The following is a 26475-nucleotide window of genomic DNA, read 5'->3' on the forward strand; positions in this document are numbered from 1 at the left end:
AGAACGAGCAACAATGTCACCTTCAGTGATTCTTGGAACTCCAGACGTAGGTATAGATAATATTCACCTCTTAAATAACTTCACGATGCAACTTTCAAAAAACACTCTTACGTCAGAATTTCCGGTACTGTCGCGCAACCGCTCTACAGATCAGAACAACCCTTTCAATGAAGATCGAGAGGCGACGAGCACGCTCCTCGTTTACTAGCTTACGTGTCAGATTTATTTGAATTAGCCTTCACAAAAGACACACCTAGTAACTCTATATATCCCGTGGTTTGATAGCCACGGGATTTTTTGTTTTGTTCTCGCTTTCGCGAAAGCGGAAACTCAATCATGCGCCTCACTCCACTTCATCGCTATATTGTATAAAGAATTTTAGTAGTTAACTTTAGCCAAAAACATGCGCCCACTCTTACTAATACTTCTTTTATTCTATTTTGTCGCCTGTAAGCAGGAAGAAAAACCATCGTCTAGCATCGCAGTAAATGACAGCGAAAGTATCGAGACAACCGATAAGATCAGCACTCCCACTGACCTTGATGAGCTACAACTCCATGAAGATCCTGAGAACTATAATATCGTTCCTGTAGTCAAGAATTTGAGCAATCCGTGGGGGATGGATTGGATGCCTTCTGGTGATCTGATTTTTACCGAGAAAGAAGGTAAAATGTTCCGTTTTGATGGTACGACTACCCATGAAATCAAGAATGTACCAGAAATTTATGTGCGTGGTCAGGGAGGTTTGCTCGATGTAATTTTACACCCAGATTTTGAAGATAACCAATTCATTTACATCTCTTATGCCAGCCAGCAAGGAGAAGGAAATGGTGGAAATACCGCTATCGCACGGGCAAAATTGATTAATGATGAGCTACAACAGCTTGAAGTGATTTATAAAGCAACTCCCAATACTAAAAAAGGACAGCATTTCGGCTCTCGATTTGCTTGGGGAAATGATGGTAAGCTCTACTTTTCCATTGGTGAAAGAGGTGCACGAGACGTGAATCCGCAAGATTTGAGTCGCGATGGCGGAAAAATTTACAGAATTAACGACGACGGCAGTATTCCCAATGACAATCCTTTTATGGAACGTGAAGATGCGCTGCCTGCAATCTTTACTTATGGAAATAGGAATCCGCAGGGATTGTTGAAACATCCTAAAACTGGAGAAATCATTGCGCATGAACATGGGCCTAAAGGTGGCGATGAGATCAACATTATCAAACCTGGCGTGAATTATGGCTGGCCAGTCATCAGTTATGGTGTGAATTACAGCGGTACAAAATTTACAGATAAGGTTAAGCAAAAAGGAATGGCACAGCCTATGGCCTACTGGGATCCCAGTATCGCGCCCAGCGGTTTCGCGGTAATCGATAGCAACAAATATCCAGGCTGGAAAGGCAATTATCTCATAGGTTCTCTCAAGTTTTCATACGTTGAAATGCTAGAAACATCGGGTGATAAAGCTGTAAAAAGAACGAAACTAGCTGATGGTTTTGGTCGCATGCGCAACGTAAAAATGGGACCTGACGGTTTGATCTATCTGGGTGTTGAAGGCGATGGAATTTACAGATTAGAGCCTAAATAAACGCACAGAATGGTAGACCAACTTACCTTTGAATTTCAATTGAAGCTATGAAAAAATTATTGATACCCGCATTACTAATTATTGTTGCTTGTGGCGGTAAAGAGAAAAAGGAAAAATTTACCATCAACAGAAAATCGGATACCGAAAACGTGCAGAAAACACCTTTACAACAGAGCGCGGAACGCGGTAAAGAAGTTTACAGTGAACTGTGTGTCACCTGTCATATGGCAAATGGCAAGGGCGTACCCGGCGCCTTCCCTCCTCTCAACCCTTCAGACTGGCTTACTGAAAAACGCACTGAGAGCATTCACGCCGTTAAATATGGATTGAAAGGTAAAATCGTAGTCAACGGTCAAGAATACAATAACGTGATGTTGCCGCTAGGCCTCGACGATGAAGAAGTCGCTGATGTTATGAACTACACCATTCAAACTTGGAATGAGGGTGAGATGGTTACGGTTGAGGAGGTGAAAGCTGTGAAGAAGTAAAAGTTTACATTATACCCATTCCTGAGTATTATCCAAATCGTTTATCATTAGAATTGGTAACTTGAGCTCATTCTCATTAAATTTGAAAATTAAATAAAAACCATCATTAAAAAATGAACAAACTTTCTCTGATCATCGGATTATTTATTGGATCATTCTTTGTCGGCTGTACTTCTGACGATAATAATAGTGTCATAGATGATCCTCAAGAACCACTTAAACAACTTGTAAGAATTGAATCTACAGAGTCTTCTAATGGCATGACCTCTGCTGAGATCAACAGATATTTTGAAGATGGAAAACTGAAGGTCGATAGTATTTGGAATGCAAATGGTGATTTTCAAAGCAAAAGAAATTATACTTATAATTCCGATGGTGTAATCATCAGCGAAATTTTTGAAAACGAGGAATCAGGACTTACTGCAATTTGGAATTACACTTATGACGGACAGGGACGAGTGCAATCATCAAGTTTTATTGAAAGTGAACCTGGCTTTCCTGACTTTGAACGAAATTTTGAATACAGTTATATCTCAAATACCCTAGTGGAAGCAAGAAATACTGAAAGTGGTGATATCACTCAGTTCAACTTTTCATCTGAAGGTTTACTGTTATCACGTCGAAATACCGAATTTTCTTATAAGGATAACAATGATATTGAAACCATAAACTACGGAGGTGTGGATAATGAAGTTGTGACTGTAAACTACTTGTCGGTTCCTGTAAATGGTGGATTCTCTAGGCTGGATAAGTTCTACGAGGGCAACATAATGAATTTTCTCATCGATGCAGGAGAAATACCCTATGCCGGCGAATCATATTTTGGAGCAAGAAACCTTATTACCTCTCGCGTTCATGAACGTAATGGTTTTACGTCACGCGTAGAATATCAGCATACACTTGATGGTGATGGGTATTTAATTGAAGAAGTTCAAACTTCTGTTGATTATGACGGAGATATCTATTCTTCAGAATATTTCTACGAGTAAAGCTTCACTAGAACGGAGTTACTAAGTGTACCTCCGCTTTCGCGAAAGCGTAAACAGCAAACCAAATATTCCTAAAACAACAAGTGGTAAAACAATGTTGATCATTTGCCATTTAAAACGCTCATCATAAGCTTTTTGAGTGTTGAGAAAGGGTATTTTGATGTCTTTGTTGCGCAAATCAATGATGCCACTATCATCGAGCAAATAATTCACGCTGTTCATCATGAATTCTTTATTTCCGTAAAAAACACCAGTTTTGCGATCATAACCCAAATCTTGGGGTTGCCCACGATCCACCTGATTTTTCATTACGTCTCCATCGGCGATGAGCAATAATGCGCTCTCTGCGCTCTGATCTTTGTGTGATGGCGTGTCAAAAGGTTTGACACGATTCTTGTAAGCGCTGGTGAGAGCACCTTCTGTAAGTACTGCAAGAGGTTGTGATGAAGCCGTAAACTCCGACCGGTCTGGCTGCTGTTCAATTTCAGCAAGTGAAACTACCGCAGGTAAAGTGACGATCTGTGTATTTTGTGACGAAGCGAGTAAAACGGTCTTAGGATTAGGTGTTTTGAGCGTATCGATGGAACCGGTGTACTCAAACTTGACATCTTCAATATTTTTAGTGATCGTGTTTTCCTTGTCAGATAATGGATTCCCTTTTGAAATAGGGTAATAAGGCCACGGAAAAGCTTGATATTGCGTATTTCTCCCCTGACCTGCCGCAAGCGCAATAGGTCCAAAATTCAGGTCCTTAATCAATCCAGAATTCAAACGCAATCCATAGCGGAAAAGCATCTCGTCGATTTCAAGATCTCTGGGAATGGGGTAAGCGATGGCCTGCTCATTAGAAAGGCTATCATTTTCCATGACAATGGGATCTACCGCCATGATCATTTTACCGCCGTTCATGAGGTACTGATCGAGAATGTATTTCTTAGTTTCTGAAAAGGCTATGGTAGGTTTTGGCTCGATCACCAGGTCGTATTTTTTTAGCTCTTCTAGCACCTCGACAGGCGAGATACTGTCATTGCGTGTCACAAACTCCACTCCGAAGGGCGCTGCTTTATAATATTCTTGAATACTCGCAAGGAAGTCGGCAATTTTAATATTGCTCAACTCGCCGCTGTCGCGCATGATGGCGATTTTCTTGTTTTTGGGCTGGCTTACCTTTCTCAAGCCGTCCATCAGTTGGTATTCGAGTTGCTGGATGCTGCTATTCACACGCTCTTCAGTAGAGGCACGTGCCACAGATTTAAGTAAAGGCACGGCTGTGCGAGCTCCATCATAAAGAATGATAGCATAAGGAAAAACCACCACATTTGTTCTTTTCACATTATCCATGATGGTCGCCATAGCAGGTTTCACGCCGTTTTTACCCAATTGTTCCACCACTTGTGCGCGCTCGTTATCGTCTAATCCCTCAACGGGATTGATAAAGTTGAACTTCAAGTTAGGATGAACAGCAGCAAGTTCCTCCAGGGTTTGCTGGGTTTCTTGTTGGAGTTTTCTAAATTCTGCCGGTAAATCTCCTGCTAGAAATACATCAACGATGATGGGTAAAGGAGCATTTTCCAATAATTCCAAACTCTGATCAGACAGAGTGTAACGACCGTCGCTCGTCATATCAAATCGCTCAAAAACAGCGCTTGAAATCCAGTTCACGGCGATGAGAACGATCAGTAACAGAGCTATATTTTTTACATATCTACCCATTTTATTTACGATCGAGGATTTGTTTTAGTGATATTTCGCTTAAAGCGAAAAAGAACACGGCAATACTTATGAAATAGATTAAATCTCGAGTGTCCAGCACACCACGAGCAATGCTTTCAAAATGATATTTGAGACCAATTTTTTCAATAAACAAAGCGTCAGGAAACAAAGTTGCAGCCGATTCAAAGCCAAAATAGAACAAAAAGGAAACAACTGCGGCGAGTAAAAAAGCTACAATTTGATTTGAAGTAACTGTTGAGGCAAATACCCCTATAGACGTGTAAGTCAAAGCGATAAAAACCAAACCGAGATAACTTCCAAATGTACTGCCGTAATCCAAGTTATAGATTTCCTCACCCAGCTGACCAATGGAAAAAATGTAAATCAACGTGGGCAAAAGTGCCAAGATCATTAAAGCTACAGCTGCCAAATACTTACCAAGTAGAAGTTTTCTCAAACTCAGTGGTCGGGTAACCAAGAGTTCCAGAGTTCCTAGATCCCGCTCGTTGGTCAAGCTGCGCATGGTTATCGCTGGGATTAAAAATATAAACAGCCAGGGAACGATGAGAAAAAAGGGTGTAAGATCAGCAAAACCATAATCCAGAATGTTGAAATCGCCTTCAAATACAAAGACAAACAATCCCGACAATAACAGAAATAGAGCAATGACAAGATAACCCGTCAAACCAGAGAAAAAGCTATTAAATTCCTTGAGAAAGATGGCTCTCATAACAGGCTGTGCACTTTTGAAAGTGAATGAGCTACGGGTTTTTGATCAAACATGGCTTTAGTTCTAGGCCATATTTCCTTGAATGTTTCTGAATGGCGGTAAGCTTCAAGAGCAGCCTCGTCTTTCCAATAGCTATACGTATAAAATCTCTGTTTATCTTGTTTATCTTGATACAATTCAAGGAGTTGGCAGCCAGGTTGATTGCGTATTTTCTCTTTTATCTCATCAAACATTTGTTCAAAGGCTTCTATATGTTCCTTCTCAAAATGCATTTGTACAACTCTTACAATCATATGCGTTCAAAGTTAATGATCACGGGCGTATCTATACGCAAACCGAAAAGGCTGCTTGCACTTCCTACCGTAAGCGGATTAGACTTATAAGTCGCTATCTCAATGTAGCCTGCACTATTGAAAATACACAAGCCCTTACCATCTACATCCCTGTGCTCTTCATTCACATCAAAATTTACGATGTCAGAATAACGCTCATGTATTTTTTTATAACGTTCACTTCTAGCAGATAGTTCAAAGGCACGCCCCTTCCCTATTTTTTCAAAAATTTCTCGGGTAATATTTGTAACGCTATTACCGTAGTTATCTATATAGATCACCTGACCGTGAATATAGAGATGCTGGTCTGATACTTGGGGGAATATCCCGGCGATGCGCTGCAAATAAGTCACCGGTTTACCGATCACTTCTAGCGTTCCACCTCTGGCGATGTGACAGGCCGTTTGCACAAAAGCATCGAGCATGGTAAAGTTGGATTCAATGCGGTCATGAATGTTGATCTCTACCATTTTCTCTGGACGCAACTTGTTCATAATCAAACACAGTACCCCATTATCAGCACAGATAAAATAATGTCCATTGAGCAGCACCGCCACATGCCGATTCTCAGGAGTATGCTCAGCGTCCACACCTATGATGTGGATGGTACCTTCTGGAAATGTGATGTAACTGTTTTGGATGATATAAGCCGCTTCAGCGATGTGAAACGGAGTAATGAAATGTGAGATATCCACCACATTCACATTAGGCAATTGCTTGAAAATAGCACCCTTTACCGCACCTACATAAGGATCTTTAAGACCGTAATCTGTAGTGAGTGTAATTATTGCCATATACTGTAAACTACCGTTGTTGATTAATTGATGGTTAAATCTTTAGTTGCGCTGCTCGTGAATGAAGTTTTTTCTTAATTTCATACGGTACAAACGCTTAACAAAACTATAAAATAAACCACGCATACACTCACATAAATCATCGCTTTTGAACGAACTTATCATAGACCTTTCCGAGACCAATCCAAGTGAATTTTTTGGAGTTAAAAATTCAAACCTAGCCTTTCTCAAACAACACTTTCCTAAATTAAAAATTGTCGCTCGTGGCAGCACTATGAAGGTGTATGGTGATGAAGAACAGCTGGAGGAATTTGATAAACGCATCGAGATGATGTTGGGGCATTTTGGCAAGTACAATCAGATGGATGTGAACATTATGGAGCGTTTATTAACTACCGATACCAGCGAAGATTACGCTTCAAACGATGCTGACGATATTCTGGTTCATGGAAACCACGGTTTGCGCATACGTCCCAAGACGCCTAACCAGCGTAAACTCGTCAAGCTATGTAAGGAAAACGATATGGTATTTGCCATAGGCCCTGCGGGAACCGGTAAAACCTACATAGGTGTCGCTCTTGCCGTTAAGGCGCTGAAGGAAAAGCAGGTAAAAAGAGTTATTATAACCCGCCCAGCCGTTGAAGCAGGGGAAAATCTAGGTTTTTTGCCAGGTGATCTCAAAGAAAAGCTGGATCCATACATGCAACCTATATACGATGCATTACGCGACATGATCCCAGCAGAAAAGCTGGCTGGTCTCGTAGAAAAAGGCGTGATTCAAATCGCTCCACTCGCGTTCATGCGCGGTCGCACGCTGGATAATGCCTATGTAATTCTTGATGAGTCCCAAAACACCACCCACGCACAAATGAAGATGTTCCTGACGCGTATGGGTAAAAATGCCAAGTTCTTTATCACGGGTGATCCAGGTCAGATCGACCTTCCTCGTCGTGTGACCTCTGGACTTAAAGAAGCTTTACTGATTCTCAAGGATATCAAAGGTGTAGGCATGATGTATCTGGATGATAAAGATGTGGTGCGCCACAGACTTGTGAAAAAAGTCATTGCAGCTTATAAAGATATTGAGAATAGGAATTGATTAGTTTCATGTTACGCTTTCGCGAAAGCGAGACATTTACTATTTACAAACGTCTATTAAACTTTGGGATAAAGAGATCAGCTTTTGATTAAGGCTGACTCAATTTCTGAAGTGCATTCACCATTTTCATCGCTTTGAATATTTCTTATAACACAGTCATAAAACAACTTGCTTTGCTTGTTTGGTGTGATTTCCTTCATATTTCTCAGTTCCTCTAAATATAATTCTTGAGATACTTTTGATGCAAATCTGGATGCAAGGACGGAAATACCAGGTTTTTTCAAAATGGAGTGCCTTAAAGTTTTTAAAGAGTCGTAGGCTTTCTCAAACTTGCCGTTTGCGTAAAGTTGCTTAGCTCCTTGAATAATATTCATACTTTCATATTGAAGCATTTGGTTTGAGGTGCTTTCATCCTGAACCGACTTAAAAATATCCTTGAAAATTTGACCATGACTAAAACCTTGTTCAAGGCTATAAAAATTTACGATTTTGAAACGGTCGTTCATATCTTTTTCAATATACAACACGACAAAATCTGAGACCATATCGTCCTCTGTATTTTGAATTTGATAGTTTGCTCTGTAGGTGTCACCTTGCTTATGAACATCAAATAAAATCATCTCAAGACCGAATTGATCTAAATGCTCCATAAAACTATAGGTTGCCGTTTCAAACTCTCCTCTCAAGAAAGTATACACATACTGCCGCTCCATTTTAGGAATATCATAAAACTCCTTTCCTAATCTCATGGCCAATCGTGTAGGACTAAAAAGGTTCAGAATATTCTTTGAGTAATAACTATTGTAGTCTTTTTCAGCAGTTTTTGCGATGTCAATTACCTCAGAGAGTTCTTTTTCATCATCAGCCGTTCCACAGGAAATAATCAGTAAAATGAATAATAGGGAGTAAAATTTGCGCATATGCAAATTTAAATCCCCTTGATAAAATTACTGTACAGATCGTTGAATTGATATCCCTCTGAAAAGCGTTTTTTGCTGAGTTTATCAAATTCAACCAAAGACCACAAAATGAACTCTTTCAGAAAGTATTTATCCTGAGCTGAGAATTCTGGTTGGTATTTTTGAACCAAATCTTCTAGAGGCTGGACTTGATCTATCAACTGCTGATAATCTGAATTGCTCAATTCATCAAGAAGTTCTACTCCATCGTTTTGGAAAAACCACTCCACCAGCTTGTCATAAGGTGTTGCCTCGTCTTGTTTCTGTAGTTTTTTAATTTCTGGGAAATAGTTGGGAAATAAGGTTTTTGTCGCCTCACCAATCAGTTGTCGAGCAACAAAAGCAGCTCCCTCCTGCTCTCCTTCATAAACCAATTCTACTTTTCCTGTAATTGCTGGAATTATTCCGTTGAAATCTGAAAATCTTACGGTGGTTTCATCATCGCCATTCATGAGGGCGCGTCGCTCTGCTGTGCTCACTAGATTCTCGTAAGCGGTAATGCTCATACGAGCACTTACGCCACTTTTCTCATCTACGTATTCACTCTCTCGAGCTGCAAAACTAATTTGCTCCAAAAGATCCATCGCCAGTTCTGGGACGTGAACTGCGTCCTTGGATCGCTCATCGTTTCTAGCCTCTTGCTTTGTAATGATTTTGGCAACCTCAATATTTTCTGGATAATGGGTCAGTATCTGAGAACCTATACGGTCTTTAAGCGGCGTTACTATGCTCCCGCGGTTCGTATAATCTTCTGGATTTGCAGTAAAAATAAACTGCATATCCAGCGAAAGCCGCAACTTGAACCCTCTAATCTGAATATCTCCTTCTTGTAAAATATTGAAAAGTGCGACTTGTATACGTGCCTGTAGATCTGGTAACTCGTTGATCACAAAAATGCAACGGTTAGCTCTGGGGATCATCCCGTAGTGGATCACTCGATCATCTGCATAACTCAACTTGAGATTAGCAGCTTTGATCGGGTCTATATCTCCTATAAGATCGGCAACCGTGACATCTGGCGTTGCGAGTTTTTCATAAAATCGATCGTCTCTGTGCAGCCATTCAATAGGAGTATCATCGCCATGTCGATCAATTAATTCTCTGGCGGTGCGTGAAATAGGATGATACGGATCATCGTGTATCTCACTTCCAGCTACATAAGGTATATATTCATCCAGCAAACCAGTCATCAAGCGGGAGAGTCTGGTCTTTGCCTGGCCTCGCAAACCCAGCAAGTTGATATTATGTTTAGAGAGAATAGCCCGCTCCAGTTCAGGGATCACGGTATTTTCATACCCATGAATGCCTTCAAAGGAATTTTTATGATTTATAATGTTTTCCTTGAGGTTATCCTTCAGTTCATCTTTTATAGATTTTGATTGCCATCCACTGTTTTTAAGGTCACCTATCGTTCTGATTTCTTCTCTGTTCATCGCATTTTCTTAGAATGAACAAATTACAACTGGACTTTTAAGACAGCAATTAATAAAGAGATTTTTAACGGGACTAAGTTTTCGAATTTCAAACCTCGGAGGTCTCAACTTTTTGAGCTTAAGAAATTGATTCTAACTTCAGCGAGGTATAAGAATCAAGACCTCCGAGGTTTAGTTAATTCAATCGTTGAGAAACATATGAACGTGTAAGTAAGTTTTGCTGTATCTCGCTTTCGCGAAAGCGTTATCTTAAACAAGCCTAAACACTTATTTTAAAATCAAGAACTCACAGCGCCTGTTGATCGCATACTCGTCCTCGCTACAATTATCACCACAGGGAACAAGCGGCTCACGCTCACCATAACCCTTGCTGGTAAGTCTGGAAGGATCAATACCTTGGGAAATGATGTAGTCCATGGTAGCATCGGCCCGGTTTTGTGAGAGTCTCAAGTTGTAGGCATCTGAATTTCGGCTGTCTGTATGTGCCCCAAGCTGTACTTCCATGCGCGGGTATTTATTCAGTAGGTCAACCAGAATATCCAGCGTGCGCGCCGCCTGGGGTTTAATATCCCATTTATCCAGATCAAAATAGATGTTTTCCAATTGTACGTAAACATAACCGCTTTCCTGATCGGTTACCACCACATCTTCTGCAGCGTCGTAGGATTCAAGTGTCAATTCTATATCGAATTCAACTACGCCCTCGTCCAGCGTTTCAATTTCTTCAGTATTTGTGATGTAAAAAGGTTTGTAACCTTCAACTTGGTATTTGGTATTAGGTAAAACATTGAAACTGTAGCCATTTTCATCTTCAATGAGCATTTGCTCCACCACTTCACCATCTTCTGACAATAAAGTAACAGTTGTCCCACTCAGGTTTTCACCAGTAATCGCATCTTTGATTTGTCCCTTGATGATGAAAGTTCGCTCATTTTCATCTCGTTCTAGATAGTACAGTTTATCCTGACCGGTTCTGTTAGATGACAAAAATCCTTTTTGATAGCTCTTGCTGAAATAGTAGGAGAAATCATCGCGACCGCTATTTACTGTAGTTCCAAGGTTTATAGGCGGTGTAAAAGTTCCATCTTCCCGCTTGCGACACATGTAGATATCCAGTCCTCCAAAACCTTCAGGACGGTCAGAGGCAAAATAAAGTGTGCCGTCGTCGTCAATAAATGGAAAGTGTTCTCGGTACGGCGTATTGATCTCATCATTAAGCTTAACCGGCCTCGATACTACACCATTATTATCGATTTCTACATAATAAAGATCAAAATCATTGTTGCCAGCCATGTTACTGGAAAAATACAGCTTAGGCTCGTTTTTATCCAGATAAGGATGCTGCACAGAAAATAAGTCGCTACTAAAAGGCAACTCTTCAATATTTTTCCACTCACCGTCCAGTAAATCTGCCTTCCAAATTTTAACGTGAGCGATCTTTTGTCCACGTATATCCACGCGTTTTTTATTAGTACGTGAGAAAAACATAATTTCACCATTGGTGGTAAATGAAGCATTGCTCTCGTGGGTTTTGGTATTGATCTCATCTGAAAATGGTTCAATATCCACAAGCTCGTTGTCTTCAGTGAGTTGCCCCATGTAAAGATCGAGATAAGGTTCATCATTCCATTTGTAATTGGACTTACTCTTGTTACGAATGCTAGCAAAAACAATGGTATCGTTATAGAAACTCGCACCGAAATCGCCAGCCTCGCTCCCTCCCACTTCTTTTACGATGTAATTGTGCGGGACGATTTTTTCCAGCTCGAGAGCAAGTGAATCGGTATCAACTTTTCGATCTGTATAGGTGTTAAGTATGCTATCTGCCAGTTTGTAATTTCCCAGGCCTTTGAGCGCATGGCTGTAGCGCTCAGCATACTCCGTTTTGATACCCTTTTTATATTTGGCGAAGAGGGTTTCATAAGTAGTTGTGGCCTGTTCCAACTTATTGGTATAATAATAGGAATCCCCTAGATTTTGGAGATTTCGTCTAGAGGGTCGCTGTTCCTTATAGATTTCAATGGCTTGCACATAGGCACGGTTCTCAAAGAGTTTATCAGCCTTAGACAGTTTTTTCTGGGCAAAAGAATTTCCCGATGCTAACATCAAAATAAAAACCAATAAAAATCGAATCGCCTTCATATTAGAAAAATCTTGGACTTTTATCATACCCATTACCTGTGCGGTTCAAATCCAGTAACAACATCACCTCATGTGAACCATTATTAAATCTTCCTAAATTAGAAAACAGGTAATCGTAGGCATAACCTATTCGCAAATAGTCGGTGACCTTAAAATTGACCAACGCTGCGGCTTCATTTTCAAATCCATAGCTGGCACCTATTTCAAACTTATCATTAAAGAGAAGGTTTGCCGTTACATCCAGGCTGATAGGTGAATCCATGACTTGATTTGCGAGAAATGCTGGTTTTAGTTTTAGGTTTTCGCTTAAAGCGAAAACGTAACCTCCAGTAAGATAAAGGTGTAATTCTTCTTGAGCACTACTAAAAACACCATCGTTATCTCTTATGTGCTCAGATTGCAAAATGTTAGGAGATGATAAACCTACATAATAGTTGTCACCAAAAAAGAAAGTACCTAGCCCCACATTAGGGAAGAACGAACTTCTATTTTCGGCAAACGACGGATCTGGTAGTGGATCACTGAAGACAAATCCAGAAAAATCAGTGCTGAATGAGGTAAAACCTGCTTTTATACCAAATGACAGCGCATTTGACTTTCCCATTGGCAACACATAGGCGTAATCAACATAGAAATTGGTTTCTTGAACCACGTCACCTATTTCATCGTGAACAATTGAAACTCCACCCTGCATACGGTCTGTAAAAGACATATGTCCAAATAGAGTTCCTGTGGTGGGACCACCTACGGAACCTACCCATTGAGCGCGGTATAGCAGTCCAGCTTGAATGAGATCATTATCAGTCAGCGCATAAGCTGGATTTACAACACTCATGTTATACATATACTGTGTATAATTGGGATCCTGCTGAGCAGAAACCTTTCCTGCGATGGCGGCCACTATTAAAAAACAGAAATATTTTATGTACTTAATCAATCTTTTCAATTTTTTAATCGCTTAGATAAAATCTTCCCTGAATGTCGTCTTTGTTGGCATTGAGATCCAAGACAAAGAAATAGACTCCTGCCGGCACCGTACCAGAACCTATGGTTACATCTCTAGCATTAGAGCCATCCCAATCTGGATCTTGTGCTCTTCCCGTAAATAAAATATCTCCATTCCTATTGTAAATTCTCAACACAAAGAACGGATATAGCTCCCGCAAGTTCTTAATCTCAAAAGTCTCGTTGATCCCATCACCATTTGGTGAAAAACCATCTGGGATGATAATCCCTAGTTCATCACAAGGTTCAACCAAAACTCTTACCTCGACTCGTTCATTTGTAACGCAATTTGAAGAACTAATTGCTTCAGCGTAGTAAATCCCACCATTGGTCAAGGCATCTTGAGGGTCAAATAAATTACCACCTATGGCAGAATCAAACCAATTTACAGATAGCGTTGTATTAAGGTTATTAGTTAACTCTTGAATTGTAGGATTATCCTCTTCACAAAACACGTTTCCGTTAGGTTCTAATGTTACTGGATCGGTGCTGATGACTTCAAATCCCTCTGTTGGATTGTTTGTTAGGATTGTACCGCATGGCAATGTATTGCCAGTAGTAGATATAAGCTCGATATTAGTTAAACCAGCATTGGTTAATGAACTCGGGAGAATATCAACTTGCGTGGTGCCTGCGATAACCTCAAGATTGAAAGTCAAGTTGACAGAATTAATTCCTGACAACTGAAACTCAAAATCATAGAAACCATCAGGTAAATTTCCAAGTCCTTCAATCAAAACGATATTTCCATTTCCAAGACAAACTTCTGGTTCTGGTGTGATAACCACATTATTTAATTCAATAGCGCTGTCTAAAATTATCGTGATGGATGATGAACTAGCTGAACCACAATTATTTCCATTCAAAGTGTAGGTGTAAACTCCAGCAGCATCGACCGCAGGATCAAAGACTCCGCTTCCACTTGCCAAGGCTGGTGACCAGATTCCGCCTGCATCTGGTGTTCCTCCCAGAACAGTAAACAGGTCAATCGGATTGTCATTGGAACAGAGGTCAAGGCTCGCATCTGCTCCGGCATCGGGAGCATCCTCTACAGTAACCGTCACCACGGCCGAATCGTCCGATGTACACGGTGCCGTTGCCGCTACCGTATAGGTGTAGGCTCCTGTGGTATCCACCGCAGGATCGAAGACTCCGCTTCCACTGGCAAGTGCAGGACTCCAGGTCCCTCCCGCATCGGGAGTGCCGCCCAACAAAGTAAATAGGTCGATCGCTGCATCGTTGCTACAGATGTCCAAAGCGGCATCCTGACCCGCATCAGCCTCTGGTGTGATATTAACGGTAACCTCACTCGTCGATGAGATCGCACACGCGGCACTCGTTACCGTGTAGGTATAGGTTCCAGCAGCATCCACTGATGGATCAAAGACTCCGCTACCACTTGCCAAGGCTGGCGACCAAGTTCCTCCCGCATTTGGAGTTCCTGCCAGAACGGTAAACAGGTCTATCGGACTGTTATTCGAACAAATATCAAGGCTCGCATCTGCTCCAGCGTCGGGAGCATCCTCTAGAGTAACGATCACCACGGCCGAATCGTCCGATGTACACGGTGCCGTTGCCGCTACCGTATAGGTGTAGGCTCCTGTGGTATCCACCGCAGGATCGAAGACTCCGCTTCCACTGGCAAGTGCAGGACTCCAGGTCCCTCCCGCATCGGGAGTGCCGCCCAACAAAGTAAATAGGTCGATCGCTGCATCGTTGCTACAGATGTCCAAAGCGGCATCCTGACCCGCATCAGCCTCTGGTGTGATATTAACGGTAACCTCACTCGTCGATGAGATCGCACACGCGGCACTCGTTACCGTGTAGGTATAGGTTCCAGCAGCATCCACTGATGGATCAAAGACTCCGCTACCACTTGCCAAGGCTGGCGACCAGGTTCCTCCCGCATTTGGAGTTCCTGCCAGAACGGTAAACAGGTCTATCGGACTGTTATTCGAACAGAGGTCAAGGCTGGCATCTGCTCCAGCGTCGGGAGCATCCTCCACAGTGACGGTCACCACGGCAGAATCGTCCGATGTACACGGAGCGGTTGCCGCTACCGTATAGGTGTAGATTCCGGCTGTGTCCACAGCAGGGTCAAAGACTCCGCTTCCACTCGCAAGGGCCGGATTCCAGGTACCTCCTGCATCGGGAGTGCCTCCCAACAATGTGAACAGGTCGATCACTGCATCGTTACTACAAATGTCCAAAGTGGCATCCTGACCCGCATTGGCCTCTGATGTGATGTTAACGGTAACCTCACTGGTCGATGAAGTTGCGCACGCGGCACTCGTTACCGTGTAGGTATAGGTTCCAGCAGCATCCACTGATGGATCAAAGACTCCGCTACCACTTGCCAAGGCTGGTGACCAGGTTCCGCCCGCATCTGGAGTTCCTCCCAGAACGGTAAACAGGTCTATCGGATTGTCATTGGAACAGAGATCAAGGCTGGCATCTGCTCCGGCATCGGGAGCATCCTCTACAGTGACCGTCACCACGGCAGAATCGTCCGTCGTACACGGAGCAGTTGCCGCTATCGTGTAGGTGTAGGCTCCGGCGGTGTCCACAGCAGGATCAAAGACTCCACTTCCACTCGCAAGGGCCGGATTCCAGGTACCTCCTGCATCGGGAGTGCCTCCCAACAATGTGAACAGGTCGATCACTGCATCGTTACTACAAATGTCCAAAGTGGCATCCTGACCCGCATTGGCCTCTGATGTGATGTTAACGGTAACCTCACTGGTCGATGAAGTTGCGCACGCGGCACTCGTTACCGTGTAGGTGTAGGTTCCAGCAGCATCCACTGATGGATCAAAGACTCCACTTCCACTTGCCAAGGCTGGCGACCAGGTTCCTCCCACATCTGGAGTTCCTGCCAGAACGGTAAACAGGTCAATCGGATTGTCATTCGAACAGAGGTCAAGGCTCGCATCTGCTCCAGCATCGGGAGCGTCCTCTACAGTCACAGTCACCACGGCAGAATCGTCTGTTGTACACGGAGCCGTTGCCGCTACCGTATAAGTGTAGGCTCCGGCTGTATCCACCGCAGGATCAAAGACTCCGCTTCCACTCGCAAGGGCCGGACTCCAGGTACCTCCTGCATCGGGAGTGCCTCCCAATAAGGTTAACAGGTCGATCGGAGCATCATTACCACAGATGTCCAAAGTGACGTCCTGACCGGCATTGGCTTGTTGCGTAAGTCCTACGGTCACTTGGCTTGATGATGAGGTCGCACAGGCTGCGCTCGTAATTGTATAAGTATAGATTCCGGCAGCATCGACCGCAGGATCAAAGACTCCGCTTCCACTTGCCAAGGCTGGTGACCAGATTCCGCCTGCATCTGGTATTCCTCCCAGAACAGTAAACAGGTCAATCGGATTGTCATTAGAACAGAGTTCGAGGCTGGCATCGGTTCCAGCATCGGGTGCGTCCTCCACAGTGACGGTCACCACGGCAGAATCGCTAGCCGTACACGGAGCGGTTGCCGCTACCGTATAAGTGTAGGCTCCGGCTGTATCCACAGCAGGATCAAAGACTCCACTTCCACTCGCAAGGGCTGGACTCCAGATTCCTCCTGCATCGGGAGTACCGCCTAAAATAACGAACAGGTCTACAGGGGTATCAGTGACACATAGAGTTAAATTTCTATTTTGACCAGCATTAGGTAAGTTTTGAACGAAAACTGTAACTTGGGCAGCATCACTTTCATTGCAAGGTGCGCCTGAATTTACAGTATATGTATAAACTCCAGAAGGGTCAATAGCTGGATTAAATAGTCCAGTTCCACTATTTAGCGCAGGAGACCATGTTCCTCCTGCATCGGCATCATTACCCAACAAATTAAACAGATCCAGTCGAGCATCAGACTCACAGAAACTGATTGAAGAATCATTGCCAGCATTAGGGCTATTCTCAAACGATACGGTTACCGTAGAGCTTGAAGGATTAGGACATTGAGATGTACCTGTGACAGTATAAGTATAGACACCTTCTGGATCAACAGTAGGATCGAAAATTCCTGTTCCACTATCTAAGGTAGGCGACCATACTCCACCAGCATCTGGGCTTCCTCCTAATACCGTAAACAGGTCTAGAGCAGTCGCATTAGTACATATTGAGATCGAGGAACTTACACCTGAATTAGATGAAGGTACTATAGTAACGTCAATTATAGACGAAGCGGCGATATTACAAGGTGCAGAACTTACTACTGTATAGCTATAAGAGCCTGCGGAATCTATAGATGGATCAAAGATTCCTGTTCCACTACTTAAAGCAGGAAACCACGTACCACCGCTTTCTGGAAAACCTCCTAAAGCAGAAAATAGATCAACTGTACCATCATCAGAACAAACATTCAAGCTCCCATTGGTACCTGGATCAGGAAGGGGTTGAGCGTCAACGATTACAGTAGCTGTTGCCGATGCATTACAGGGCGTAATTCCATTTACCGTGTAAGTGTAAGTTCCAGATGGATCGACACCAGGCCTGAAGATATTATCGTTATTAGACAAAGCCGGTGTCCAAAAACCTCCAGCATCAGGTGTTCCTCCTAAGACTGAAAATAAATTTGTTGGACCATCAAAAGGACAGATTGTTATTGTTGCATCAATTCCTGCATCAGGCTCTGTTTGTAAATTTACAGTAACAAATGACGAGCTGGAGCTAGAGCAACCAGAGTTGGATACAGTATATTCATAAATACCTGCTTGATCTATAGAAGGGTCAAAGACACCTGAGCCACTACTCAAGGCTGGCGACCATACACCACCGCTCTCTGGGGTACCTCCAAGGACTGAAAAAAGATCAACTATCGCTGAAGATTCACACAAATCGATGGAAGCATTCGTTCCTGCATTAGGAGCTGCGCTTATTGTAACTATAAGTGTCGATGTTGATACTGAAGTACATGGTATTACTGGATTGACATTATAAGTATAGGTGCCGGCTGTATCTACTGAAGGGTCAAAAATTCCCGAGCCACTAGCCAAAGCTGGTAACCAATAACCTCCTGCATCTGGATTACCACCTAACAAGGTGAATAAGTCGATCAGACCATCACTTTCACAAATATCAGCACTACCTCCTACTCCAGCATTAGCTGGCAGTTGGACAGTTACTGTAACTAGAGATGTATCACTATTACCGCAAAAGGTGTTTTCTGATACCTGATATTCATAACTACCGGCTGTATCTACTTGTGGATCAAAAACTCCTGAACCACTTGCAAGTGCCGGAACCCAAACACCACCTGGATCAGGATTACCAGCTATTTCTGCAAAAAGATCACGTGGAGCATCTGTGCTACAAAAATCAATTGTACTGTCTAACCCAGCATTAGGAGAGTCTAATAAATTTACAGTCACAGTTGAGCTAACAATATCCGAACAAAAGCCCGTAGCAGTAATTGAATACGTATACGTACCAGCAGGATCTATGGTAGGATCATAAAATCCAGTGCCACTTGAAAGTGCAGGATTCCATACTCCTCCTACTTCAGCGTCTGGTCCAAGTAAAGGAAACAAATCTACTGAAATTCCATTCTCACAAATATCAATGGAGTTATCGTTTCCGGTATCAGGAAAATCCTGAACGATAACAAGCACTACAGATTGATCAGTTGTCATGCAGGAACCGTTTGATGAGACCGTGTAGGTGTAGACTCCTGTAACATCTACACTAGGATCCAATACGCCTGTACCACTTGCCAAAGCAGGCGTCCAAACTCCTCCAGCATCAGGTGTACCTCCGAGAAAAGTGAACAGATCTACAGGAGCATCGGTTTCACACAATTGTACATCTCCATCTTCACCAGCATCTGGAATGGTATCTATCGTGATGGTTAAAACAGATTGGTCGGTCTGAGTACAAGGCGGCATAGCATTCACGGTATAGGTATAATCACCAGCCGGATCAACTAAAGGATCAAAAATGCTAGTGCCACTTGCCAGACTCGGACTCCAGGAACCGCCAGTATCAGGGTTACCTCCTAAAAGCGTTAATAGATCTACTGGACCATCACTGTTGCAAACATCAGCATTCCCACCCACTCCAGCACTTGACTCATTCTGGACATTGACCACTATGGTTGCCGATGATCCCTGGTTGCAAGGAGGAACAGATGGAAAAGAATATATATAACTACCTGCTGCGTCTACAGCTGGGTCAAAAATATCTGTACCACTGTTCAATGCAGGAGTCCAAGTTCCGCCTACATCTGGATTGCCGTCTAGAATCGAAAACAAATCTATTGGAGAACTTGTCTCACATAGATTTATAGTATCGCCTATTCCTGCAGATAATGGAGTAGTAATATTAAAAGTAAGGGTACTTGAACTTGCAGGACACGCCGCTGATGCTGTAACGCTATATGTAAAAATGTAAGGTCCTCCATTTGTATTTAAATCACTGGTATTGATTAAATTCCCAGATATAGGAATGGGCCCTGTCCAAGTACCACCAGAAACGGGAGTGCCATCTAGTAATGTAAATAAATCTAGAGTAGGCTGCCCTACGAGACTTGAACTACAAAAATCAACAATAGTATCATCTCCTGAATCATTTGCAGGCTCAAGAACCACCTCTACTCTGAATCGGTTTGAGCTTTCACAAGGAAGATCGATAGTCGTTGCAAAATAATCTTCTCCATCCTCAAGTGGAGTTGATGGATCAAGGGGAGCTGCAGAACTAGCATTTCTGTACCATCTATTTTCTCCAGAAGCCACAAGGTCTGCTATTGTCGGCGTGCCGGTCGCAGTGCAAAAAGTTTGAACCGGTTGGCCTGTTGGACTATTTACAAAAACGACTTCTACAACTACAGAGAGTCTAGAAGTACGGCAGTTTGAGACAGGGTTTTGCTGATCTGCATAGTATATCTGTCCATCAAAAATGGGTGTATTGAGTGGCAGAGAGGCTCCGCCGGTGTTTTGATTATACCATTGAACATCGATTCCATTCACGGCTAGATCATCCAATGTAGGCTGCATGTTATCAGTGACACAAATCCCTTGGAAGTTTGCGCCTCTAGGCTGACCAAAAATACCTACAGTTACTCGTTGTCTATTACCACATCCACCAGATGCTGAATCCAGGAACAACACTTGATTATCAGTAAGAAACTCATTGCTCGGTATGGGGGTATTTGAGCTGGGCGTTCTAAACCAGTTAACACCAGCGCCGTTATCTGTAGCTGGGAGGTCGCTAACCTGAGCCTGATCCAGATCACAAAATTGCGGATTGTTATTTCCAATAGATGGACATTGAGCCGAAAGCCAACCACTCACTAGAAAAAACACTACATATAAATATGTCCTCATTATCCTAACTAATAGCTTTTAACTTTAAATGAACCAGATTGATAGTGTCGATCCCCTACTTTTCTATAAGAAACTACCTCCATTTTATCACCTTTCAAATAAGGTATGACATCAACCCCTGAGTCATTATCCATAACTTTAAGTTTTCTTACAACATCATAAGTCGTCTCAAAGCCTATATGGTATGCGCTTGCACCAACCTGAAGATTGTTGTCTGATTCTGGATAAATCATTTTCAAAATTCTAAAACGCTTACTGGAAACATTTTCCTCTTGTGGAAGATATTTTTTATCAAGAATTGAGGTTTTGATGTCGTATCGCGAGCTCAACTTCAACAATGAATTGGTAACATTTATCATTACACCATTTGCATCTGTATTAAAAACGATATAATTGGTTTTTCCGTTTTTTAGAAGACCTTCAATCTCCTTTTCGGTGATACGTTTAGTAGGTGTTTCAGTAAGGATAGAAATTTGTGGGTATCTCGCTTTCGCGAAAGCGGAATAATCAGCTCTTGCCAGATCATTAATTAAGATTACATTGTCTGAATGATCAACTACGTAATCCAGCATAAAGGTTTTCACGCCTTCATTAGTAGAATTATTTTCAAATAAAATCAAGTTATCATTGCGCACATCAGAACGACCAGTTAAGATGAGAGCTTCATCTGGCACGATATTTTTGATTTTTTGATTTAAGGAAGGGACTACATAGATTCTATTTTTATCCTGTAATGTCAATGTAGAATCTACTAAAAAAGTTAATTCAGGCACATTCTCGTAGCCCTGTGCTTTTAAAGAATCTAAAGCTCTAATCGAGCCTTTAGCAAATTGAGCATCAAAATCTTGTTTGTCATCAATCACATTCAACTCTGCTCTAGAAAACGGAATCAAAATTTCTAAATTACTGGCTATATATGAATTATCCTCATTTGCCTCAACCTGAGCTTCAGTATTATTTTGCGTTTGGTCACTTGATTGAGATTCTGTTTTATCATTTTGGGCGGTTGGATTTTTACTATTCTCATTCTCAACGACACCTTGATTCTGAGTGGCAGTAATATACTCTTTAGGTATCTTGATACGATCGCCAGCTAAGAGAGTCGGTATCATACTTGGATTAAGCGATTCCAACTGCTCAATAGTCGCATTAAATTTCTTGCTCAAACCATATTTTGTATCCCCAGCCTGAACGAGATAAAAATCGTCATCAGTCTGAGAAGGACTGGGGGACGCCGCGTCTGGTATAACCAGTGTCTGACCCGCCAGCAAAACGTTGCCTAGCCTATCAATATTTGCATTGATTAATTGATCCAATGTGATTCCATACATCCTAGCTATACCATAAAGCGTCTCTCCCTTTTGTACGTAGTGGGTTTTTAATCCTTCAGTATTTGTAATATTTGTGGTAGTGACTTTGGGAACCCTGATTTGTGTATCTGCGAGCAAGGTGGGCACCATATTTGGGTTGATGGATTCCAATTCGGCAATGGAAACATTGAATTTTTTAGAAAGGCCAAACTTAGTATCTCCCTTCTCAACATAATAATAATCAAAATCTCCCAGACTGGCTGTAGGGTTAGCCGAAGGTATGGAGGGATTAGGAATTATCAATTCCTGACCTATCTGTATCAAATCAGAAGCGTTAGGATTGAGCTGCAGGATTTTTTTGGGACTGACTTTGTATTTTCTGGCGATAGCATAAACTGTCTCACCTTTTTCCACATAGTGAACCCTGTCATTTTGAGCGCTCACCCAGCCTACTTGAAGCAATATATAAAAGCTTAAAGCTCTATGTAATAATCTTTTCCCCATATTTATGCAGCTCGCACTACCACTTACAAAAATCAACCAAAAAAGTGTTAATTCTAAGGTTATTAGATACAAACAGACTTAGTGCTATTAACAACAAGGAAAGAACTTGCTACAGATAACTGTCTGTGAATAAAATATTTGGGGGAATAGCCTAAAATTGCTGTTAGCAACTTCTGGCAAATTTACTTTATTTTCTAGACTTTCTTCGCGCCTTTCTCGCCTTCTTTTCTTTATACTTTCTTATCCGTTCTGCGCGTGCAGCCATATTTATGGAGTCGTAATCTTCAGGTAGGTTTTCTTCATATCTGTTCCATAATTCTCGGCCTTTATAATAATCAAAGGAGATAGCAGCTTCCTGTTCTGGCAGTTTGTCGTTGATGAATTCATTGAGTAGGATATCCTCAATGTAAAAATCCTCCACCACTTTTTCAGGATTGTATTCTTGCTTGAGCGACATGTCAAATAAAGAGGCGGTCTGATTGAACCAAAAAGCACTCCAGCCGCTTCTTAAGCGTTTCAATAGATCAAAAGCAGTCTGACCGGTCTGTCTGTGAATCAGCTTAATGAGAATCTGTCCCTCGGTTTTAGAAAATTTCTTGAGCTCTTTTTTGAACTCGTCTTCTATGTAATCTTCTACCATACGGGAGTAGCGCTTGCGGTCGTTTTTGGTTTTGATTTTTGCCAGGCGTTGTTCCAAAACCACGAGTCGCTCTGCCGCGAGCTTTGCGTAAGGCCAGACTTTACGAACCTTACGCTTAAGAATCAAGTATTTGATGCGTTCATATTTGCTATCAAAATTGAGTTTTTGCAAGAGCAACACATCCTCAAGTTCTATGGCATCGAGAGAATCGCCATCAACGTAGAAAAATTCGCGTTTGCCTACAATAGTTGAATCCTTTTCGACCGGCAAATTTTCTTCGGGCTGTTGAGCAGCAGAATAGCCGACTATCAACATGGAGAAAACAATAAAATAAAAAGCTTTCAATTTCATCTGAGTAATGCTAAACCAAAAGCGTTCCAAAAGCTACTACGATCATGAAAATTTCCAGGCAAATCAACTTATCAATAAACTAACTACCGCTCATTCCGCTCATCCAGCCCTCGGCAACTTTATTCTCGTTCTCATCCAGCATTTGTACGAGGACTTTAAGTTTACCAAACCTATGATATTTCTTCACGGCGCTCACGATTACCGTTGTTTCTGGTTGCACTTGCTTTAAAAAAACCACATGATTTTCCGTCATCGCAAAGGACTTGATGGCTTCATCCTTATTCAAATAACTGCCCAGACAGGCAAGACCTATCTGCGCCATACATTCTGTCAAAATGACGCCCGGCACGACGGGATTATTGATGAAGTGATGCTGGAAGAAGGGTTCGCTTTCGCGAAAGCGATAAATCCCCACTACCCTATCGTCACTAATTTCTAGCAACTTGTCTACAAATTTAAATCCAGCGCCATAGGGCAAGTTTTGTACTATTTTATCTAAAGGGTCTAACAACATTACCTGAGGCTTTCTCCACCATCTACCTTGATGACGGTTCCATTAATCCATTGCGCTTCTCTTTTACAGAGCAAGTAAACCACATCTGCCACACGCTCTGGCGTGGTGAGTTTCTGATACGGGTTTCTATTTGTCGCGTGATTTTTGATTCCTTCGTAATCTGGGATCATTTTAAGACTGACGGTATCTGTGACACCAGCTTGAATACAATTTGCGCGCAAGCCTAAGGGAGCCAATTCTACCGCCATAGATTTGGTCAACATTTCAAGGGCTGCTTTTGCTACACTCACAGCAGCATAACCAGCACTGGGCCGCTGGCTGCCTTCACTGGTAAAGCTCAAAATTCGAGCAGATTTTTCAAAAAGATCGTTTTCAATCAGCGCCTGAGTCCAGAAATGAAGACTTAAAGCCATGCTGTTCAAAGTCTGTGTAAAATCTGAATTTTTGAGCCTATTATCCCCCAAAAGCGGCTTTAGGTTTCCTTTTGATATGCTATGTAACAATAAGTTGATAGATTTCCCATTCAATTTCTCCTTGACTAGAGTTTTCAGATCTTCCAATAGATCTTCTCTCGTGGCGTCCTTATTAAAGGCATACAACTCGACACCTTGAGCTCTGATCTTATCAAATTTTGATTCAATCTTTTGTTCATCGCGACGAGGTGCACGGTAAAAGATGATCAGGTTCATGCCATGTTGCGCCAATTTCAATGCACTGGCATAACCCAGGCCAGAACTACCGCCTAGAATCAATCCCCACTGTCCTTCGAAATCTCTTACCATTCTAGAAGAATTCTTTGAGCGGTAAAACCAGGCCCAAAACTCAACATTAATCCTTTGCTCCCTTTCTCACAGCCTTTTTCCATAAATGCTTTCAGCACAAACAGTACGGTCGCGCTACTCATGTTTCCGTATTTACGCAGGACTTCTTTGGTTTCATTCACATTTTTTCCTAAGTCAGCAAATAAATCTTCAACTGTTTGAACGATCTTTTTACCACCCGGATGAAAAACAAGGTGATCTATATTCTTTATTTCTAAACTGTACTTTTCTAAGAACGGATGGATGATGTTGGGTAAATGACCTGATATGGTTTCCGGAACCTGTTTATCAAGTACCATCTGCAAACCAGAGTTGACCAAATCAAACCCCATCATGCGTGTGGCATCAGGAAAATGATACATCTCGTGTCCTAGAATTTTGACACCTCCATCTTCAGGATGGGAAGACAAGGTCACGCAAGCGCAGCCATCACCAAAAATCGCCGCGCTCACCATATTGGTCATGCTGTAATCCTCAAGTTGAAAAGTCGCCGTAGGCGCTTCTACCGCGATGACGGCCGCTCGTTTATTTGGATTGGCTCGCAAGAACTGCTCGGCGTAAATCAGACCTGAAATTCCGGCAACGCAGCCCATTTCTGTCACCGGTAAACGCACAATATCTTGACGCAAACCCAATTCGTTAATCAAATAGGCATCAATCGATGGTATCATTATTCCCGTGCAACTCACCGTGATAATGTAGTCCAGCTGATCAGCCGACCAGTTATTTTTCTCCAAGGCATCCGTTAGTGCCTTGCTAGCTAACGGCACGACTTCTCTTTTATAAATGTCATTACGCTCTTGAAACGAGGAGTGCGTAAAAACCTCCACGGGATCCATGATGGAATACCTGCGGTCCACACCCGCACCTTCAAAAATCTTGATGGTCTTGCGTTTTAAACGCTCGTCTTGACCATCCAGCCATTGTTCCACAAAGGGAATGATCTCTGGAGTTTCTTTATAAAATCTAGGTAAGGCTGTGGTGACCTGCGTGATTTTGACGCTCATAAGTAGGAATAATCCATAGATAACGGAACGACCACTTCCATTTTAAAAGGTCATTTTTGATCCCAGCGGCAAGGGCATATTTTTTAAAACACGCCTGTTTGAACCCAGACGCAATACTGATCAGACCATCTTGCCGAGAGATCTTATTGCGTATAAAAATAGGACTAAAAAGCCTAAAGAATGTATAAGCGACCCTATGACGGTGCAGATCATTAATTATGATGTACTTAGTCGCAATTTCCTTGAATTTTTTCAGTAGATACACAATTTCTCCATCGCTAAAATGATGCAACGTGAGTGAGCTGATTAAGATGTCGCATTTGAGGTATTGATCTTTGAGAATATCGCTTTCGCGAAAGCGAACTCTATTCAAACCCTCTGACAATTCACGAGCTTTTTGAATACTATTGGCAGAGAAGTCTACTCCTAAAAATGTAATGCGTTCATCTTTGATATGATTGTTCAAATAGCGCAACATTTCTCCATCCCCACAACCAGCATCGCAGATTACCAATTTCTCATCTGGAAACTGAGCTGCCACTTTGCGTACCTCTTTTAAGGTGAACTTAAATCCACCTAAAACTTTGTTGATTTTGTTGATATCATTTACCGCAAGCTGCAAGATTTTGGGATCCAGATCTGGATCGTCCATTTGCTCTGGGTCTGTGTTGCGGTGTTTTGAAGAATATTTTGAGAACAACAATTTTTGTTTAGATGACTAAAGTATCCTTGAATAG

Annotated in this window: 21 protein-coding genes; 5 read left to right on the plus strand and 16 right to left on the minus strand. The window is 42.2% G+C overall.

Annotation, left to right across the window (positions count from 1 at the left end; translation table 11 throughout):
• Nucleotides 1–13 precede the first annotated feature (13 nt).
• Nucleotides 14–208, plus strand: a complete 195-nt coding sequence (locus tag BST97_RS15725; protein WP_157111414.1) for a hypothetical protein — start codon at nt 14–16, stop codon at nt 206–208.
• Between the two features lies 1 nt (nt 209).
• Here BST97_RS15725 and BST97_RS16230 read toward each other — a convergent pair whose 3' ends face one another.
• Complete coding sequence (locus BST97_RS16230; RefSeq protein ID WP_262497057.1) at nt 210–338, minus strand: hypothetical protein; 129 nt, start codon at nt 336–338, stop codon at nt 210–212.
• 65 nt (nt 339–403) lie between these two features.
• Between BST97_RS16230 and BST97_RS03535 the strand changes: the two genes are divergently transcribed.
• The 3 genes from BST97_RS03535 to BST97_RS03545 all read left to right on the plus strand — a co-directional run bounded on the left by BST97_RS03535 (nt 404) and on the right by BST97_RS03545 (nt 3068).
• The gene (locus BST97_RS03535; RefSeq protein ID WP_085765942.1) at nt 404–1591 is read left to right on the plus strand and encodes a PQQ-dependent sugar dehydrogenase; all 1188 of its coding nucleotides are present in this window, start codon (nt 404–406) and stop codon (nt 1589–1591) included.
• A gap of 47 nt (nt 1592–1638) precedes the next feature.
• On the plus strand, nt 1639–2079 hold the full coding sequence (locus BST97_RS03540; protein ID WP_085765943.1) for a c-type cytochrome: 441 nt from the start codon (nt 1639–1641) through the stop codon (nt 2077–2079).
• A 113-nt stretch (nt 2080–2192) separates the two neighbouring features.
• The gene (locus BST97_RS03545; RefSeq protein ID WP_085765944.1) at nt 2193–3068 is read left to right on the plus strand and encodes a hypothetical protein; all 876 of its coding nucleotides are present in this window, start codon (nt 2193–2195) and stop codon (nt 3066–3068) included.
• A gap of 21 nt (nt 3069–3089) precedes the next feature.
• Here the strand turns inward: BST97_RS03545 and gldG are convergent, their stop codons facing one another.
• Genes gldG through BST97_RS03565 form a run of 4 tightly spaced genes read right to left on the minus strand, consistent with a single transcriptional unit; the run spans nt 3090 to nt 6637 of the window.
• Nucleotides 3090–4781: a gliding motility-associated ABC transporter substrate-binding protein GldG gene (gene gldG, locus BST97_RS03550; RefSeq protein ID WP_085765945.1), complete on the minus strand. Its 1692-nt coding sequence runs from the start codon at nt 4779–4781 to the stop codon at nt 3090–3092.
• A gap of 1 nt (nt 4782) precedes the next feature.
• Nucleotides 4783–5511, minus strand: coding sequence for a gliding motility-associated ABC transporter permease subunit GldF (gene gldF, locus BST97_RS03555; protein WP_085765946.1), 729 nt, complete (start codon nt 5509–5511; stop codon nt 4783–4785).
• Nucleotides 5508–5804 (minus strand): putative quinol monooxygenase, encoded by a 297-nt coding sequence (locus BST97_RS03560; protein ID WP_085765947.1) that lies wholly within the window; start codon nt 5802–5804, stop codon nt 5508–5510. The genes gldF and BST97_RS03560 overlap by 4 nt, the downstream gene beginning before the upstream one ends.
• Complete coding sequence (locus tag BST97_RS03565) at nt 5801–6637, minus strand: SAM hydrolase/SAM-dependent halogenase family protein (RefSeq protein ID WP_085765948.1); 837 nt, start codon at nt 6635–6637, stop codon at nt 5801–5803. The genes BST97_RS03560 and BST97_RS03565 overlap by 4 nt, the downstream gene beginning before the upstream one ends.
• A 148-nt stretch (nt 6638–6785) precedes the next feature.
• Between BST97_RS03565 and BST97_RS03570 the strand changes: the two genes are divergently transcribed.
• Nucleotides 6786–7736, plus strand: a complete 951-nt coding sequence (locus BST97_RS03570; protein ID WP_085765949.1) for a PhoH family protein — start codon at nt 6786–6788, stop codon at nt 7734–7736.
• Nucleotides 7737–7813: 77 nt separating this feature from the next.
• Here the strand turns inward: BST97_RS03570 and BST97_RS03575 are convergent, their stop codons facing one another.
• The 11 genes from BST97_RS03575 to BST97_RS03625 form a co-directional block, all read right to left on the minus strand.
• Nucleotides 7814–8656, minus strand: coding sequence for a hypothetical protein (locus tag BST97_RS03575; RefSeq protein ID WP_085765950.1), 843 nt, complete (start codon nt 8654–8656; stop codon nt 7814–7816).
• Nucleotides 8657–8664: 8 nt separating this feature from the next.
• Entirely contained in the window at nt 8665–10128 is a 1464-nt protein-coding gene (locus BST97_RS03580) for a MoxR family ATPase (RefSeq protein ID WP_085765951.1), read from the minus strand.
• Nucleotides 10129–10395: 267 nt separating this feature from the next.
• Entirely contained in the window at nt 10396–12270 is a 1875-nt protein-coding gene (locus BST97_RS03585; RefSeq protein WP_169711523.1) for an OmpA family protein, read from the minus strand.
• A gap of 1 nt (nt 12271) precedes the next feature.
• Complete coding sequence (locus tag BST97_RS03590) at nt 12272–13207, minus strand: PorP/SprF family type IX secretion system membrane protein (protein WP_245833648.1); 936 nt, start codon at nt 13205–13207, stop codon at nt 12272–12274.
• Nucleotides 13208–13220: 13 nt separating this feature from the next.
• Nucleotides 13221–20591, minus strand: coding sequence for a T9SS type B sorting domain-containing protein (locus BST97_RS03595; protein ID WP_085765954.1), 7371 nt, complete (start codon nt 20589–20591; stop codon nt 13221–13223).
• Between the two features lie 8 nt (nt 20592–20599).
• Nucleotides 20600–22405, minus strand: coding sequence for a LysM peptidoglycan-binding domain-containing protein (locus tag BST97_RS03600; RefSeq protein ID WP_085765955.1), 1806 nt, complete (start codon nt 22403–22405; stop codon nt 20600–20602).
• Between the two features lie 187 nt (nt 22406–22592).
• Nucleotides 22593–23396 (minus strand): DUF4294 domain-containing protein, encoded by an 804-nt coding sequence (locus BST97_RS03605; protein WP_085768144.1) that lies wholly within the window; start codon nt 23394–23396, stop codon nt 22593–22595.
• 79 nt (nt 23397–23475) lie between these two features.
• Nucleotides 23476–23910 (minus strand): 3-hydroxyacyl-ACP dehydratase FabZ family protein, encoded by a 435-nt coding sequence (locus BST97_RS03610; protein ID WP_085765956.1) that lies wholly within the window; start codon nt 23908–23910, stop codon nt 23476–23478.
• Nucleotides 23910–24692, minus strand: coding sequence for an SDR family oxidoreductase (locus BST97_RS03615; protein WP_085765957.1), 783 nt, complete (start codon nt 24690–24692; stop codon nt 23910–23912). Before BST97_RS03615 ends, BST97_RS03610 begins: the two co-directional genes overlap by 1 nt.
• Nucleotides 24686–25738 (minus strand): type III polyketide synthase, encoded by a 1053-nt coding sequence (locus tag BST97_RS03620; protein ID WP_085765958.1) that lies wholly within the window; start codon nt 25736–25738, stop codon nt 24686–24688. The genes BST97_RS03615 and BST97_RS03620 overlap by 7 nt, the downstream gene beginning before the upstream one ends.
• The gene (locus BST97_RS03625) at nt 25698–26438 is read right to left on the minus strand and encodes a methyltransferase domain-containing protein (RefSeq protein ID WP_245833649.1); all 741 of its coding nucleotides are present in this window, start codon (nt 26436–26438) and stop codon (nt 25698–25700) included. The genes BST97_RS03620 and BST97_RS03625 overlap by 41 nt, the downstream gene beginning before the upstream one ends.
• Nucleotides 26439–26475 lie beyond the last annotated feature (37 nt).

The organism is Nonlabens spongiae (genome assembly GCF_002117125.1).
Classification (GTDB): domain Bacteria; phylum Bacteroidota; class Bacteroidia; order Flavobacteriales; family Flavobacteriaceae; genus Nonlabens; species Nonlabens spongiae.

Excerpts from the sequence above, each read along its gene's own strand:
- BST97_RS03545 (WP_085765944.1), top strand. The coding sequence starts at position 2,193 with ATGAACAAACTTTCTCTGATCATCGGATTATTTATTGGATCATTCTTT.
- BST97_RS03600 (WP_085765955.1), bottom strand. The coding sequence starts at position 22,405 with ATGGGGAAAAGATTATTACATAGAGCTTTAAGCTTTTATATATTGCTT.
- BST97_RS03605 (WP_085768144.1), bottom strand. The coding sequence starts at position 23,396 with ATGAAATTGAAAGCTTTTTATTTTATTGTTTTCTCCATGTTGATAGTC.
- BST97_RS03565 (WP_085765948.1), bottom strand. The coding sequence starts at position 6,637 with ATGGCAATAATTACACTCACTACAGATTACGGTCTTAAAGATCCTTAT.
- BST97_RS03595 (WP_085765954.1), bottom strand. The coding sequence starts at position 20,591 with ATGAGGACATATTTATATGTAGTGTTTTTTCTAGTGAGTGGTTGGCTT.
- BST97_RS15725 (WP_157111414.1), top strand. The coding sequence starts at position 14 with ATGTCACCTTCAGTGATTCTTGGAACTCCAGACGTAGGTATAGATAAT.
- BST97_RS03535 (WP_085765942.1), top strand. The coding sequence starts at position 404 with ATGCGCCCACTCTTACTAATACTTCTTTTATTCTATTTTGTCGCCTGT.
- BST97_RS16230 (WP_262497057.1), bottom strand. The coding sequence starts at position 338 with ATGATTGAGTTTCCGCTTTCGCGAAAGCGAGAACAAAACAAAAAATCC.
- BST97_RS03585 (WP_169711523.1), bottom strand. The coding sequence starts at position 12,270 with ATGAAGGCGATTCGATTTTTATTGGTTTTTATTTTGATGTTAGCATCG.
- BST97_RS03610 (WP_085765956.1), bottom strand. The coding sequence starts at position 23,910 with ATGTTGTTAGACCCTTTAGATAAAATAGTACAAAACTTGCCCTATGGC.
- BST97_RS03620 (WP_085765958.1), bottom strand. The coding sequence starts at position 25,738 with ATGAGCGTCAAAATCACGCAGGTCACCACAGCCTTACCTAGATTTTAT.
- BST97_RS03575 (WP_085765950.1), bottom strand. The coding sequence starts at position 8,656 with ATGCGCAAATTTTACTCCCTATTATTCATTTTACTGATTATTTCCTGT.
- BST97_RS03560 (WP_085765947.1), bottom strand. The coding sequence starts at position 5,804 with ATGATTGTAAGAGTTGTACAAATGCATTTTGAGAAGGAACATATAGAA.
- gldF (WP_085765946.1), bottom strand. The coding sequence starts at position 5,511 with ATGAGAGCCATCTTTCTCAAGGAATTTAATAGCTTTTTCTCTGGTTTG.
- BST97_RS03580 (WP_085765951.1), bottom strand. The coding sequence starts at position 10,128 with ATGAACAGAGAAGAAATCAGAACGATAGGTGACCTTAAAAACAGTGGA.
- gldG (WP_085765945.1), bottom strand. The coding sequence starts at position 4,781 with ATGGGTAGATATGTAAAAAATATAGCTCTGTTACTGATCGTTCTCATC.
- BST97_RS03540 (WP_085765943.1), top strand. The coding sequence starts at position 1,639 with ATGAAAAAATTATTGATACCCGCATTACTAATTATTGTTGCTTGTGGC.
- BST97_RS03615 (WP_085765957.1), bottom strand. The coding sequence starts at position 24,692 with ATGGTAAGAGATTTCGAAGGACAGTGGGGATTGATTCTAGGCGGTAGT.